The 13,203-nt window shown below is 69.4% G+C and carries 10 protein-coding genes and 1 pseudogene; 7 read left to right on the top strand and 4 right to left on the bottom strand.

Annotated features, from left to right (window positions below; all coding sequences use genetic code 11):
* Nucleotides 1–8: 8 nt before the first annotated feature.
* The 6 genes and pseudogenes from JOE30_RS13205 (at nucleotide 9) to JOE30_RS13230 (ending at nucleotide 6,193) form a co-directional block, all read left to right on the top strand.
* Nucleotides 9–665, top strand: coding sequence for a S9 family peptidase (locus tag JOE30_RS13205; RefSeq protein ID WP_204867150.1), 657 nt, complete (start codon nucleotides 9–11; stop codon nucleotides 663–665).
* A gap of 59 nt (nucleotides 666–724) precedes the next feature.
* A complete protein-coding gene (locus tag JOE30_RS13210; RefSeq protein WP_204867151.1) occupies nucleotides 725–2,023 on the top strand; it encodes an NAD(P)/FAD-dependent oxidoreductase in 1,299 nt (432 codons plus the stop codon).
* Between the two features lie 23 nt (nucleotides 2,024–2,046).
* A pseudogene (locus JOE30_RS13215) lies at nucleotides 2,047–2,721 on the top strand (DUF1365 domain-containing protein); the annotation flags it as partial.
* A 114-nt stretch (nucleotides 2,722–2,835) separates the two neighbouring features.
* A complete protein-coding gene (locus tag JOE30_RS13220; protein WP_204870366.1) occupies nucleotides 2,836–4,110 on the top strand; it encodes a cyclopropane-fatty-acyl-phospholipid synthase family protein in 1,275 nt (424 codons plus the stop codon).
* On the top strand, nucleotides 4,107–5,402 hold the full coding sequence (locus JOE30_RS13225) for a cyclopropane-fatty-acyl-phospholipid synthase family protein (protein ID WP_204867152.1): 1,296 nt from the start codon (nucleotides 4,107–4,109) through the stop codon (nucleotides 5,400–5,402). The genes JOE30_RS13220 and JOE30_RS13225 overlap by 4 nt, the downstream gene beginning before the upstream one ends.
* Nucleotides 5,399–6,193: a DUF1295 domain-containing protein gene (locus JOE30_RS13230; protein ID WP_204867153.1), complete on the top strand. Its 795-nt coding sequence runs from the start codon at nucleotides 5,399–5,401 to the stop codon at nucleotides 6,191–6,193. The genes JOE30_RS13225 and JOE30_RS13230 overlap by 4 nt, the downstream gene beginning before the upstream one ends.
* A 79-nt stretch (nucleotides 6,194–6,272) precedes the next feature.
* On the opposite strand, the gene treY is transcribed toward JOE30_RS13230, so the two are convergent.
* The 4 genes from treY to JOE30_RS13250 all read right to left on the bottom strand — a co-directional run bounded on the left by treY (nucleotide 6,273) and on the right by JOE30_RS13250 (nucleotide 12,549).
* Nucleotides 6,273–8,621: a malto-oligosyltrehalose synthase gene (gene treY, locus JOE30_RS13235; protein ID WP_204867154.1), complete on the bottom strand. Its 2,349-nt coding sequence runs from the start codon at nucleotides 8,619–8,621 to the stop codon at nucleotides 6,273–6,275.
* Nucleotides 8,622–8,630: 9 nt separating this feature from the next.
* Nucleotides 8,631–10,943 carry a glycogen debranching protein GlgX gene (gene glgX / locus JOE30_RS13240; protein WP_204867155.1) on the bottom strand — a complete coding sequence of 771 codons (2,313 nt, stop codon included), beginning with the start codon at nucleotides 10,941–10,943 and terminating at the stop codon, nucleotides 8,631–8,633.
* Nucleotides 10,944–11,023: 80 nt separating this feature from the next.
* Nucleotides 11,024–11,953: an NAD(P)/FAD-dependent oxidoreductase gene (locus tag JOE30_RS13245; protein ID WP_204867157.1), complete on the bottom strand. Its 930-nt coding sequence runs from the start codon at nucleotides 11,951–11,953 to the stop codon at nucleotides 11,024–11,026.
* Entirely contained in the window at nucleotides 11,950–12,549 is a 600-nt protein-coding gene (locus JOE30_RS13250; protein ID WP_204867159.1) for a TetR/AcrR family transcriptional regulator C-terminal domain-containing protein, read from the bottom strand. The genes JOE30_RS13245 and JOE30_RS13250 overlap by 4 nt, the downstream gene beginning before the upstream one ends.
* 66 nt (nucleotides 12,550–12,615) lie before the next feature.
* On the opposite strand from JOE30_RS13250, the gene JOE30_RS13255 reads away from it, so the two are divergent.
* Nucleotides 12,616–13,191: a DUF2567 domain-containing protein gene (locus tag JOE30_RS13255; RefSeq protein ID WP_204867161.1), complete on the top strand. Its 576-nt coding sequence runs from the start codon at nucleotides 12,616–12,618 to the stop codon at nucleotides 13,189–13,191.
* Nucleotides 13,192–13,203 lie beyond the last annotated feature (12 nt).

Raw genomic sequence — 13,203 nt, forward strand, 5'->3', positions numbered from 1 at the left:
CAAGAACCATGAGTGTTGACGACGTCGCGGCCCCGACTCTGCACGGGCTCCGACCCGGGCCTGCCGACTCAGCGGTGCTGGTTCTGCACGGCGGCAAGGTGACCAGCCACGACCGCGCCCGTCCGTGGCAGCTGTCGGCCCTGCGCATGGTCCCCTTCACTCGCATGCTCCGGCGCGCGACGGACCGGTCGGTGGCGGTGACCCAGTTGCAGTACCGGTACCGCGGCTGGAACGGCGCCGACCGCAGCCCCGTCGCGGACGCGTGGTGGGCGTGCGATCAGATCCGCGACACGTACGGACCCGGGACGCCCATCACCGTGCTCGGTCACTCCATGGGCGGTCGTACGGCCGCGGCGATCGCGGGGCACCCCGACGTGGTGGCTCTCGTTGCTCTCGCGCCGTGGTGGCCCGACGGCAGGGAGACCGACACTCTGCGCGCCGGACAGCGTCTGTTGGTCCTGCACGGCACCGTCGACCGGTGGACCGACCCTGTCGCGTCCCGCGCCGCGACCGAACGCGCCGCCGCGCGGGGGGTCGACGCCTCGTTCGTTCCGATGGCGGGAGCGGGTCACTTCATGCTTCGATCACCGCGGACATGGTCGCGGCGGGTACGGGAGTTCGTCGTCGACCAATCGCGCGAGGTGTCGTCTACGAAACCCGAGTGACACTGCGAGCGGTCCGACGCACAGCGGCCGGCCGATCGCATCACGTAGGGAGAAGACACATGGCTCACGATGCTCACACCGACCGGCGCATCGCCGTGGTCGGCGCCGGCGTCGCCGGCCTCACGGCAGCGTACGTGCTGTCGAAGACTGCTCGCGTCACGCTGTACGAGGCCGACGGCCGACTCGGCGGTCACGCGGACACCCACGTCGTGTCCACCCCGCAGGGTGATCTGCCCGTGGACACGGGCTTCATCGTTCACAACGACCGGACATACCCGACGCTGCAGCGGCTGTTCCGCGAATTGGACATCCCGACACAGGAATCGGACATGAGTATGTCGATCCGCTGTGACGGATGCGGGCTCGAGTACTCGGGCGGGCAGGGCTTCTCCGGGCTGATCCCCGGCCCCGGCAGCCTGCTCCGTGGTCGCTATCTGCGGATGCTGCTCGAGGTCACCCGCTTCCACCGCGTCGCCCGCGCGCTGCTCGCGTCCGGCGACGACGATGCGACGGTTGCGGATGTGCTTGCCCGCCACGAGTTCTCGCAGTACTTCGAATCGCACTTCATGACGCCGCTCGTGTCCGCCGTGTGGTCGTGCGAGCCGTCACGGGCGCTGGACTACCCCGCCCGGTACCTCTTCTCGTTCCTCGAGCATCACGGGATGCTGGGCGTCGGCGGTTCGCCGACCTGGCGCACCGTGACGGGTGGGTCCGCCCGCTACGTCGAGCGCGTCGCCGAGACCATCGCCGACATCCGTTCGGGCACACCGGTGGCCGCCATCCGGCGGAGCGACCGGTCGGTCGAGATCGAGGACGCCTCCGGGCACACCGAGACGGTCGATGCCGTCGTCGTCGCGACGCATCCCCAGCAGGCGCTGAAGATGCTCGCCGAGCCCACCTCGACGGAGCATCTGGTGCTCGGTGCCATGCCGTACTCGCCCAACGTGGCTCGGCTCCACACCGACGAGAGTGTGCTCCCGCGACTGCGGCGTGCCCGCGCCTCCTGGAACTACCGCATGCCGGCGTGCGATGCGGCGCCGGGCGGAGTGGTGGTCACCTATGACATGTCACGGCTGCAGCGGTTGCCCGACACCGGCTCCCGGTACCTCGTGACGCTGGGCGACGAGGACGATCCCACGGCCGAGGGCGCTGCCCTCGACCCGTCGGCCGTGCTCGAGACGATGCGGTACGAGCATCCCCTCTACACGTCCGAGTCGGTCGCCGCGCAGGCGCGACTCGGCGAGCTCGACACCGACCTGGTCGCCTTCGCGGGCGCCTACCACGGGTGGGGCTTTCACGAGGACGGCGCGGCCTCGGGACTGCGCGCTGCCGAACGTCTCGGCGGGGTCTGGGCATGACCGCCGCCGGCACTCTCACCGCGATGATCTACGAGACCACCATCAGGCACGTGCGGCGAGAGCCGATCGAGAACGAGTTCACGTATCGCAGCTACTCGTGGTTCGTCGACATCGACGCGCTGCCGTCGCTGCCCGGTCCGCTCGCGCCGTTCGCACGGATCGACGCCGCCGACCACGTGGGCGATCCGTCGGCGACGCTGCGGGTCAACCTCGACGACTTCCTCCGGGCACACGGCCGGGTACCCGTCGCGGGGCGGATCACGATGCTGACCAACGCTCGTGTTCTCGGATACGTCTTCAACCCACTGACGGTCTACTGGCTGCACGATGTCGCCGGCCGCGTCGAGCACGTGGTCGCCGAGGTGCACAACACCTACGGCGAACGTCACCGCTATCTGCTGGACACGGACGCGCGCGGGGCGGCGCGCACACCCAAGCAGTTCTACGTCTCGCCGTTCAACGACGTCAGCGGGGAGTACGCCATGCGGCTCCCGGAGCCCGACGGCGCCCTCGCCCTGTCGATCACGCTGCTCCGGGACGGGCACCCCCCGTTCGTGGCGGTCATGTCCGGCACGGGACGACCTGCGACGACGGGCCGCGTGCTGGGCGTTCTCGCGCGAGCTCCCCTCGCCCCGCACGTGGTCACCGCACGCATCCGGCGTCAGGGGATCGCCTTGTGGGCTCGCGGGCTCCGCACGGTTCCGCGTCCGCCGGTGCGCGGCGACGTACCCGCCGCGGTGGACCGACATAGTCCGCGCTCGCTGTCCACCCCGCTCGGCTCGGCGGTACCCCCTCGATCAGAAGGCACCAGGATGACTCAGTACGCCGTGGCATCGACCGTCGACGCCGAACGCTGGCCCTCCATCGCGACGGCTCCGGCCACCGTCAAGGCTCGCCTCGCGGCGCCCGTCGCCGACGCTCTCTTCCGCAGGGCGGCGGAACATCTCGCGATCAGGGTCGAGATGCCGAACGGTGTCGTCATCGGAGGCGGCGCGAACGACCCCGCCGCTCCGGTGATGACGATCCATCGCCCGCGCGACTTCGCGGCGCGCGTGGGGGAGAGCGGGCTCATCGGATTCGGTGAGGCGTACATGGCCGGTGACTGGGACGCGCCCGATCTCACGGCGGCACTCGGCGTCTTTGCCGAACGCATGGCGACCCTCATCCCGAAGTGGCTGCAGCGCCTGCGCGGCCTCTACATCCCCAAGCAGCCGGACTCCGAGACCAACACCACGAGCAATACGCGCTCGAACATCTCGCGCCACTACGACCTGTCGAACGAGATGTTCGAACTGTTCCTGGACGAGACGATGACCTATTCGAGCGCACTGTTCCCGTCGCTGAACCCGGCGCCCGGATGGGACGACTTCGCCGACGCGCAGCGGTCCAAGATCGATCGACTGCTCGATCGCGCCGGGGTGACCGCGGGAACACGCGTCCTGGAGATCGGCACCGGCTGGGGCGAACTCGCCATCCGCGCCGCCGAACGCGGTGCCACGGTGCGGTCGGTGACCCTGTCCACCGAGCAACTCGAACTCGCGTGCAAGCGCATCGACGCCGCCGGTCACGCCGACCGGGTCCAGGTCGACCTCCTGGACTACCGACTGGTCGACGGCGAGTACGACGCGATCGTGTCCGTCGAGATGATCGAGGCGGTGGGGCACCAGTACTGGGGCGAGTACTTCCGCACCATCGACTCGCTGCTCGCTCCGGGAGGCAAGGTGGCGATCCAGGCCATCACCATGCCGCACGAGCGCATGCTGGCCACGCGCAACACGTACACCTGGGTGCACAAGTACATCTTCCCCGGCGGGTTCCTTCCGTCGATCCGGGCGATCGAGAGCATCACCGAGAAGGAGACGACGCTGCGCGTGCGCGAGCGTCTGTCCATCGGCGATCACTACGCCCGCACCCTGCGCCTGTGGGACGAGCGCTTCCACGCGCACGCCGAGGAGGCCCGGATGCTGGGCTTCGACGACGTGTTCGCCCGCATGTGGCACTTCTACCTCTGCTATTCCGAGGCCGGCTTCGGCTCCGGATACATCGATGTCCAGCAGATCCTGCTCGAACGAAGGAGCGACCGATGACCGGCACCCCCACCGTGGCCGCACGGCTCGAAGACCTGATCGCCCCGTTCGTCGGCGGCGCGCTGCCGGTGCACCTGACGGCGTGGGACGGCTCGACCGCCGGCCCCACCGACGCACCGAAGGTGACGCTGTACAGCCCGAACGTGCTGCGACGGTTGCTGTGGAGCCCGGGGGAACTGGGTGCTGCTCAGGCGTACGTCACCGGTGAACTCGACGTGGAAGGTGACCTCGACGAGGCGCTGACGCACGTGTGGGACGTGGTGCGCACCCGTCGGCTGACGGCCGTGCGGCCCAGCCCCAAGGCGATCGTCGAGCTGGTCCGCACCGCGGCCTCGCTCGGTGTCGTCGGGGTGAAGCAGGCCCGTCCTCTTCCCGCCCCCGCCTCGCAGGCGGTCATCAAGGGTCGACTGCACTCGCTGGTGCGCGATCGCGCGGCGATCAGCCACCACTACGACCTCTCGAACGAGTTCTACGAGATGGTGCTCGACCCGCAGATGGCGTACTCGAGCGGCTACTGGACGTCGGACTCGCCCGACTACGGCCTCGAGGACGCGCAGCGCGACAAGCTCGACCTCGTGTGCCGCAAGATCGGCCTCGGTCGGCCCGGGATGCGGTTCCTCGACGTCGGGTGCGGATGGGGGTCGTTGAGCCTGCACGCGGCGGAACACTTCGACGCGCAGGTCGTGGGCGTCACGATCTCCCGCGAGCAGAAGGCCTTCATCGACAAGCGCATCGCGGACCGCGGCCTGCAGGACCGGGTGGAGATCCGCATTCAGGACTATCGCGAGGTGCCCGACGGCCCCTTCGATGCCGTCGCCTCCATCGAGATGGGCGAGCACGTCGGCGAGAAGAACTATCCGGTCTACGCGAAGGCACTGCACGACAACGTGGTGCCCGGCGGCCGGGTGCTGGTGCAGCAGATGTCGCGCAAGGCGGGGGACAACCCGGGCGGCGGTGCCTTCATCGAGTCGTTCATCGCGCCCGACATGTACATGCGGCCCGTGGGTGCGACGGTCGCCATGATCGAGGAGTCCGGTCTCGAGGTTCGCGACGTGCACGCCCTGCGCGAGCACTACGTCCGCACCGTCGACGCCTGGTACGCGACGTTCGAGAGCCGCTGGGATGATCTCGTCGCACTCGTGGGGGACGAGGTGGCACGGGTGTGGCGCCTGTACCTCGTGGGCGGCGGAATGGCGTTCCGGGACGGCCGGATGGGTGTCGACCAGATCCTGTCCGTCCGACCCGACGACCGCGGTGTGTCCTCGATGCCGCTCGTCCGGACGCACGGATGACGGACTTCTCCTGGTCCGATCTAGCCGTGGTGTCGGCGTTCTCCCTGCTGGCGGTGGTCATGGTCCTCACCGTCACCGCGGTCGTCGGCTTCCGAATCGGTCGGCACAACGTGGTCGACGTGAGCTGGGGAGCGGGGTTCGTCGCCGTGGCGATCGCCGCGGCACTGTCCGGGTCCGGCGACGGGTGGCGGCGAGTGCTGATGCTGGTGCTCGTCGGGGCCTGGGGCACCCGTCTCGCGGTCTCGATGTTCCGCCGCTCGCGCGGCAAGGGCGAGGACCCTCGCTACGAGAAGATGCTGTCGAACGCGCCGGGCAGCCCCGCTGTGTACGCGATCCGCAAGATTTATCTCACGCAGGGTGTCGCGCTGTGGTTCGTGTCGCTGCCGGTGCAGGTCGCCGCCGTGTCCGACGGATCGTTCGGCGTCGTCACTGCGGTGGGCGTCGCTCTGTGGGTCCTGGGCATCGTCTTCGAGACGGTGGGGGATCGTCAGATGGACGCCTTCAAGGCGGACGCGTCCCGCAAGGGCACCATCATGGATCAGGGCCTGTGGCGGTACACGCGCCACCCCAACTACTTCGGTGATGCCTGTGTCTGGTGGGGGATCTTCCTGGTCTCCGCGGCGCACTGGCCCGGTGTGCTGACCGTGCTCTCGCCGGTCGCCATGACGTACTTCCTCGTGTTCGCGACGGGTGCGCGGCTGCTCGAGCAGCACATGGCGGAGCGACCCGGATATCGCGAGTATCAGGAGCGCACCAGCTACTTCGTCCCGCTCCCGCCCCGCAGGGCCTGAGCGGGCCCGACTTCCGGTCACGCACGCAGCCCCGAGGAGGGGTGGTCTGCGCGCGTGACCGGTTCACCTCGAGATCAGGTCACCGTCGGACGAGGAGCGCGACCGGGAGCGCGGAGAGCAGTGAGGACACGGTGACCGTCCCGCTGAACGACTCACCACCCACGAGATCGGTCCACTCGCCGTCCGGCAACGCCAGCGAGGTGTCACCCCAGCCGGCCTCGCCGAGGCGCACCGACCATCGCGTGGCGACGGCGACGACGTCGACATCACCGGCGGCGGGTCCACGACCGAACGCCACCACGTGGTCGGCGGCGGCACCGGTCGCGAACACCGGAACGTAGGACCCGCCCACGAAGCTGTCCGGACGGTCCCGGCGCAGCCGTGCGGCACACCGGGTCACGTGGAACTTGGCGGCGCCGCTCGCGTCGAGCGTCGGTGTCCGGTCGTTGTCCAGCAGAGCCTTGCGGGCGTCGTAGTCCACGTCCCGACGGTTGTCGGGGTCGACGAGAGAGTCCTCCCACAGTTCCGTGCCCTGGTAGATGTCCGGGATTCCGGGACCCGCCAGGTGGAGGAGCTTCTGTCCGAGCGAATCGCTCCACGCGTGCGGCGCGATCTGCTGGACGAACGTAGTGAGCGAGGGCGCCACCGGCCCGTCGACGATGCCGTCGATCCACGAGTGGACGGCCGACTCGAAGTCCTCGTCCACGTCGTTCCAGCCGGTGTACGAACCCGCCTCGCGGACGGCCTTCTCGGCGTAGGCGTGCAGTCGCTCGCGGTACTCGTCCGTGACCGCGCCGTCGGTCGGCCAGGTGCCGAGAATGTTCTGCCACAGGAAGAGTCCGGTGGACCCGTTGGGCGAGGGAGCCTGCTCCTCCCAGTCGCTCAGGCACGCACGCCACAGGTCGGGCACCTGGGACAGCACGCCGATGCGCGCCCGGACGTCCTCGCCGCGCTTGGTGTCGTGGGTCGAGAGGGTCGTCATCGCGGCAGGCCACAGCCGGGCCCGCTCGGACAGGCGGAGATGGAACTCGGGCACCGACCGACCGAAGCGGGACGGGTCACCGCCGACCTCCTGGAGCGAGACCAGCCGCGACGTGCGATAGAACATGCAGTCCTCGACGCTCTTCGCCATCACGGCGCCCGCGACCTGCTGCAGACGCCCCGACGCCTCGCCGCGTGCTGCCACGGCGGCCGCGACGACATCGAGGGCGGGAACCAGTTCGGGACGATCCGCGGCGACGTCGCCGAGCAGGCGGGGCAGCATGCCGGCCAGCGGCGCGTAGTCGGAGCGGTACACCGGCATGCGGGCGACGATCTCGGTCACGGCCTCGCGAGCGAGATCGGCGTCGAACGTCGTGCCGGTGTCGCGGGCGATCGCCGCGACCAGGCGCCGCACCTCGGGAGCGAGCTGCGTGCTCGCCGTGTCGGCCTTGATGGTCCGCTCGGCCTCGTGCACCCAGTGCGCGTCGCCCGCGTGGCCGGTGACGTCCGACGACAGTCGCGTCAGCGGCTCCTCACCCGACGGGTCGAGGAACACCCCACCGAGGTCGGCGAGAGCGTCGTACCCGGTGGTTCCGTCGACGGGAAGGGTGACGTCGAGCGGCTCCTCGGCGGTGAGGATCTTCTCGACGACGAGCCACGAGTCGGGTCCGACGACGCCCCGCAGACGCGCGAGATACTCGGCCGGTGCGGTGAGCCCGTCCGGATGGTCGACGCGCACACCGTCGACGAGACCGTCGCGAAACCAGCTGCCGACCTCGGCGTGCGTCGCCTCGAACACCGCGGGGTCCTCCTGACGCAGACCGGCCAGGTCGCTGACGGAGAAGAATCGGCGGTACCCGATGCGTCCGGAGCGCCATCCGACCAGTTCGTAGGACTGCTTGTCGTGCAGTGCCGTCGCGTCGTCCGAGCCGTCGTCGGTCGCGGGGTCCACCGGGAAGCGGTTCTCGTAGTAGGCCAGCGTGGTCTCGTCTCCCGACCGGTCGACCGAGAGTTCGTTCACGTCGGCGTCGTCGCCCAGCACGGGGAGCGCGATGCGCTCCGCACCGGCCCAGTCGATGTCGAACCACGAGGCGTACCGCGATGCGCGTCCGTGTCTCAGGACGTCCCACCAGAAGGGGTTCTCCCGCGCCGTGGCCACACCGAGGTGGTTGGGCACGATGTCGACCACCACGCCCAGGCCGTGGGTCCGGCACTCGGCGACGAGGTCCTCGAGAGCGGCCCGCCCGCCGAGTGCCTCGGAGACGGTGCGCGGATCGGTGACGTCGTACCCGTGGGTGGAGCCGTCGGACGCCGTCAGGATCGGCGACAGATAGACGTGGGAGACACCGAGTTCGGCGAGATAGGGAACCAGCGACGCGGCATCGCGGAGAGTGAAGCGATCACCCCGTAGCTGGAATCGATAGGTCGAGGTGATCGCGTGGCTCATGTCGCTTCCTTACCCCGTTTTCCGCAGCACCAACAGTGACCGTGCTTGCACCTCGACGGCGGTGCCGGCGACGATGACTCGATCGTCGGCCCCGGTGGCCGAGGCCGTGTCGAGCGCGACGGTCCACTCGTCGGCGTACTTGCCGTCCAGTGTGGTGAAGTCGATCGGCTCGTGATGGGCGTTGAAGCACAGGTAGAACGTGTCGTCGACGACCCGGTTGCCCCGGTTGTCGGGCTCGGGGATGTTCTCGCCGTTGAGGAACACCGCCAGCGACTTGCCGAAGCCGCTGTCCCAGTCCTCCTCGGTCATCTCCTCGCCGGTCGGGGTGAGCCACGCGATGTCGCGTGTCTGCTCCGCCTTACGGATCGGCCGGCCTTCGAAGAAGCGTCGTCGACGGAACACCGGGTGGTCGTTGCGGAGCGCGATCACGCGGGACGTGAACTCGACCAGATCGGCGTTCGTCTCCGCCAGGGACCAGTCCATCCAGGCCAGCTCGGAGTCCTGGCAGTAGACGTTGTTGTTGCCCTGCTGGGTCCGGCCCATCTCGTCGCCGTGCGCGAGCATCGGCGTGCCCTGGCTGAGCATGAGAGTGGCCAGCATGTTGCGGATCTGACGGGCGCGCAGCGACAGCACCTCGGGGTCGTCCGTCGGCCCCTCGACGCCGCAGTTCCACGACCGGTTGTGGCTCTCGCCGTCGTTGTTGTCCTCGCCGTTGGCCTCGTTGTGCTTGTCGTTGTAGGACACCAGATCGTGCATCGTGAAGCCGTCGTGCGCGATGACGAAATTGATGCTCGCACCGGGGCGGCGACCCGTCGCCTCGTAGAGGTCGGAGGATCCGGTGAGCCGCGACGCGAACTCGCCGAGCGTCGCCGGCTCGCCTCGCCAGTAGTCGCGCACGGTGTCGCGGTACATGCCGTTCCACTCGGTCCAGAGACCGGGGAAGTTGCCGACCTGGTAGCCGCCCTCACCGACGTCCCACGGCTCGGCGATCAACTTGACCTGGCTCACCACCGGGTCCTGCTGCACCAGATCGAAGAACGCGCTCAGCTTGTCCACGTCGTGCAGTTCGCGGGCCAGGGTCGACGCGAGGTCGAAGCGGAAGCCGTCGACGTGCATCTCGGTGACCCAGTAGCGCAGGGAGTCCATGATCAGCTGCAGGGTGTGCGGGTGACGGACGTTCAGGCTGTTCCCCGTACCCGTGTAGTCCATGTAGAAGTACGGATCGTCGTCGACCAACCGGTAGTAGGCGGCGTTGTCGATGCCGCGGAACGCGATGGTCGGACCCATGTGGTTGCCCTCGGCGGTGTGGTTGTAGACCACGTCGAGGATCACCTCGATGCCGGCTTCGTGGAACGAGCGCACCATCGTCTTGAACTCCGACACGGCCGAACCGGCCATGGGGGAGGACGCGTACTCGTTGTGCGGGGCCATGAAACCGAACGAGTTGTAGCCCCAGTAGTTGCGAAGTCCCTTGTCCACCAGTGTCTGGTCCTGCATGAACTGATGCACCGGCATCAGTTCGATGGCGGTGACGCCGAGCTTCTCCAGGTGGTTGATCACGGCCGGATGGCCCAGGCCGGCGTACGTGCCGCGCAGATCCTCCGGGATGTCCGGGTGGGTCATCGTCATGCCCTTGACGTGGGCCTCGTAGATGACGGTCTCGTTGTAGGGGCGACGCGGCGAGCGGTCGTTCTGCCAGTCGAAGAACGGATTGACGACGACCGTCGTCATCGTGTGCCCCAGCGAGTCGTGCTGGGGGAAGTGGTTCTCGGGCTCGGGCTCGGGATCTGGCTCGGGTGCAACGGTTCTGGCGGTCGCGACGTTGGCGCGGGTCGCGTCGACGGTGCGCGACGCGGTGGCGGATCCCGCGGGGCCGGCGACGTGCGCCTCGCCGGGATGCACGGCGTCGTCGCTCTCCTGCGCCGCGGGCACGGGACGTTCGGGAATGTCGATGTCGTAACTGAAGAGCGAGCGGTCACCGTCGAACGATCCGACGAACGCCTTGCCGTAGGGGTCGAGCAGCAGCTTGCTCGCGTCGCACCGCTGACCCGCTCCGGGATTCCACGGGCCGTGCACGCGGTAACCGTACCGCTGGCCGGGCTGGACCTGGGGGACGTAGGCGTGCCAGACGTACCCGTCGACCTCTTCGAGGCGGACGCGGGTCTCGTGACCGTCGGCGTCGATGAGGCAGAGATCGACGGCCTCGGCGACCTCGGAGAAGAGCGCGAAATTGGTTCCGGCGCCGTCGTAGGTGGCGCCCAGGGGATACGCGCTGCCGGGCCATACCTGGATCGATGGTTCGTGTGCATGGTCGACGGACATGCTCGGAACCCTATCCCGGCAGCGGCCGAGGACACCTGTCGGCGAGGTCCGTCGCAGGCCGGAGCGTCGGCCACCCGGGCTCAGCCCAGTCGTGCGATCAGCGCGTGCCCGAGGTCGGTGCCCGATCGCCAGGCGCTCTCGACGCGGGGCGAGCCCTCAGGGCACCACTGATCCCCGGCGAAGCCGACCAGGCGGTCTCCGTGCGAGACGATGTCGTGGCTCGCGTCGTGCTGGGAGGCGGGCTTGGCGAAGGTCCAGCGGTGCGCGTGCGTCCAGATCGGAGTGCCGATGCCCGTGAGTGCGGCGACGGCGTCGACGACGGCGGGGATCGCACCGGCGGGATCGTCGAGATGCCGCCGGGCGCGCTGCGCGGACGTGTGGGCGACCAGGACAGCGGCACCGTCGCCCCGGCGTGCGCCGTCACGCGCGAGGAACTCGACGTCCGCGTCGCCGGACACGAAGGCGGCGTCGGGGAAGGGGAGTTCGGCGGCGTCGCCGTCGGTGAGCCCGAGGACGACCGCGACGACCGGGTCGTAGTCGACGGCGTCGGGCACGGTCACCAGGCGGGACGCCTGCGGATCGGGCATGGCCAGGACCACGTGTCCGTCGGGCAACGCCGTCGCCTCGGTGGCGTCGACAGGAATCCCTGACAGCAGGTCCTTCACCAGCGATCGCAGGCCCGCCGACGTTCCCCACCGCGTGGGTCCCGCTTTCCGTTCCGGCTCCGAACCGGCACGCACCACCGTGAAGGTGTCGGTCCATTCGTGCACGAGACCGCGAGAGGCCCAGTCGGACACGACGTCCCGGAACCCGTCGTCGCGGACCGTGAAGTAGCCGGCGCCCACATCGACTCGGCGTCCGTGCAACTCGGGGGACGACATCCGACCGCCGACGGCGCGGCCCCGGTCACGCAGCACGAACGGGACACCGGCGTCGCGCAGGACGCGGACGCAGGCGGCGCCGGCGATACCGGCTCCGAGGACGGTGACGGGAGAGGTCGAGGAGGTCACTCGTTCAGCGTACGGACGCGGCTCCGGACGCCGTCGACGAACAGTTCGAGGCCGAAATCGAATCTGGCGGTGGCATCCCGGTCGAGGCCACCGTCGTCGCCGGGGTGTCGATCCGGGGCCAACGCACCCGCGGACTCCATCTGCAGCCGGGACTGTTCGTCGCTCGTCGCACCCAGCACGTAGTAGAGCAGCGCGTCCGCGGCGTGTCCCGCATCCTCCGGTGTCAGGCCGGTGGCGAGAAGATCATCGGCGACCGTGTCCCGCACGGGGTGCGTCACCGTGCGTGCGGACAGGCTGGAGGCGACCACCTCGGCGCCGTCCCGGTGGGCCAGGAGAGCGTCTCGAAGTCCGTGAGCGCGGCCGCGTACCGCGTCGAGGACGTCGGGCGTCCCGGTGGCAGGCACGGTGTCGAGTCGGCTCAGGATGCGGTCGGACACCGCACCGAGCAGCGCCTGCTTGTTCGCGACGTGCCAGTACAACGCACCCGGCGCGACACCGAGAGAGCCTGCCAGTCGGCGCATCGTGAGGTCGGCGAGACCGTAGTCGTCGAGAATGGTCAGTGCGCCGTCGACGACGTCGTCTCTGCGCAACTGCATTCCGCACCTCTCCCGACTCGTGTCGCGGGCCCGTCGGCCACGCAGCGACAGCCTAGGCTGGCCGATGTGAGTGATGTCGACACGACGGGGTTCGCCTCGGCTGCGCCCGGGGTCGGCGATGCGGGTCGGCCGTCGCGCGGCGCGTTCACCCGACGTTCGATCCGGATCGCGCTCGCGACCGCGGTCGTCGGTGCCGTCCTCGGAATCCTGTGGGCTCTGCTCGCGCCCGTGGAGCACGTCGCCGCCGTCGGTGACGGCCGCGCGATCGTGCTGACCGGCGAGAGCGATCATCGCTTCGACGCGCTCGCTCTTTTTCTCTGCGTCACCGCCGCGGCCGGGGTGCTGACCACGGTGGCCGTCTGGGCTCGCGTGGCCGAGCGCGGGCCGCGTCTGGTCGTCGACATCGTGGCGGCGTCGGCGCTCGCGTCCGCCGCCGCGATCGGTGTCGGCCTCGCCGTGGGCGCGGTGCGGTATCCGAGTGCCGACGGCGCCCTTCGCGGCGATGTCGTCGCACTCGCCCCCGGTGTCTCGACGTGGCTGGCTCTGCTCGCGCAGCCTCTGGCTGCGGCCGTCACGCTCGTTCTCGTCACGGCGCTGTCGCCGTCGGACGATCTGGGGCGGGACGAGTCCCCCGAGGAGTGATCTGTTCGGGTC

The organism is Rhodococcus sp. PvP016 (genome assembly GCF_017832185.1).
Lineage (GTDB): Bacteria > Actinomycetota > Actinomycetes > Mycobacteriales > Mycobacteriaceae > Rhodococcoides.